Genomic DNA, 1,533 nt, shown 5'->3' with positions numbered 1-1,533 from the left:
GATGGTCGGCGCCGGTATGGGCGCGGCCGCCGTCGCCGCCGCCGAGAAGGCCGCCGAGGGCGGGGATCTGGACGAGTGCGTCGCCGTCGCCGAGGACGTGCTGGACCGCAACCGCCTGTGGCTGTACGTGCCCAAGCTCGAGCTGCTGCGTCGCGGCGGCCGCATTTCCACCGGCCAGGCCGTGTTGTCGACGGCGTTGGCGATCAAGCCGATCGTCGGCATTCAGGATGGGACGCTGGGGCTGGTGGCCAAGTGCCGCACGGAGGCGAAGGTGCTGGACAAGCTCGTCGACTTCGCGGCGACGGAGGCGGCCGGGCGTCCCGCGCACGTGATGCTGCAGCATTCCGGGGCCGACGAGCGCGTCGAGGAGCTGCACGCCATGCTGTCGCTGGAGCTGCCGGAGGGGTCGACGTTCGATGTCGTCGATCTGCCGGCCGCGCTGGTCGCGCACACCGGGCCCGGGGCGTACGCGCTGGGGATGGTCGTTGCCGAGGAAGCGGCGGGTGCGGCGGTCGCGGCTGCTGGCGGGGCCGGTGCAGGTGCGGGCGGTGCAGGCGCTGGTGCGGATGCCGATACGGAGCTGCCGCCGACGAAGGTGGTCGGCCGCGATGCGTCGCCGCTGTTCACGACCGTCGCCGCGAAGTTGCCGACGTGGTCCGAGAACCGCCGCGCCGCCATCGAAAAGGCCGAGGCGCTGGCGCACGCGATCGCCGAGCTGGCCCGCCGCGACAACTCCGATCCCGAGGGCGCGGCGTTCGGTCGAGTGGCCCGCGAAGAGGCGGCGCAGAAGGCCGCGGACCGCGCCAATGGTGGGGATGGCGCGAGCGACGCGGGCAACGAGGATGCCGAAAACGCGGAAGGCAGCGCACTCGAGGCCGCTCGGTCCGAATCGGCGGATTCCCAGACGTCGGAGTCCGGCGCCGACGATGTCGAGAGCGCTCCCGATAATGGCGGCGAAGGGGAACACGGAGGCGTCGTAAAGCGGTAAGCGCAGCGCTTTTCGAGGTTTTCCACAGGGCGGGATTCATCCACAATCGGAGCGAATCCGGCCCTTCGCGCCGCGCGGGGAGGGGCGCGGCGGGCTTAGCGTGCGGGCGTGGATTCGTTGCATTCGCGTTTGGGTGACCTGCTGGAGCCGGTGCCCGCCGAGGAGGCGATGCCCGTCGACTATTCGCGGCGGCGCATCGCCGTGAACCGGCGGGCGGTGGTGGCCGTGGCGATGGCGGGGGCCGTCGTGCTGGTCGCGATTGTCGCGGGGTGGGCACTGTCGCGCGGGCCGGTCGTGGACATGCCGGTGGTGGACACGTCGCTGGTCGATGCGGGGCAGGGGCGGGGTGGCCTGCCGACGTCGGCAGATCCGGGCGCAGCGGTGGACGCCCCGAGCGAGCCTCCGGCGCCGCCGGCGGAGATCATCGTGTCGGTGGTGGGGATGGTTCATCATCCGGGAGTGGTGACCGTGCCCGGCGTCGCGCGCGTGGCCGACGCGATTCATGCCGCCGGCGGGATGCTTCCCGAGGCCAACCCCGCCAGCGT

General features: G+C 72.3%; 2 protein-coding genes. Both read left to right on the top strand.

Annotated features, from left to right (window positions below; all coding sequences use genetic code 11):
- Window positions 1-988 (top strand): DegV family protein (locus GX015_RS11480; protein WP_291345267.1); only part of this gene is annotated, 988 nt, incomplete at its 5' end.
- A 108-nt stretch (window positions 989-1,096) separates the two neighbouring features.
- On the top strand, window positions 1,097-1,533 hold a 437-nt coding region (locus tag GX015_RS11475), incomplete at its 3' end, for an SLBB domain-containing protein (protein WP_291345265.1).

It is taken from the genome of Corynebacterium sp. (assembly GCF_012837295.1).
Lineage (GTDB): Bacteria > Actinomycetota > Actinomycetes > Mycobacteriales > Mycobacteriaceae > Corynebacterium.
Note: the sequence above shows the minus strand (reverse complement) of the source record. Positions and strands in the feature narration are given on the sequence as shown.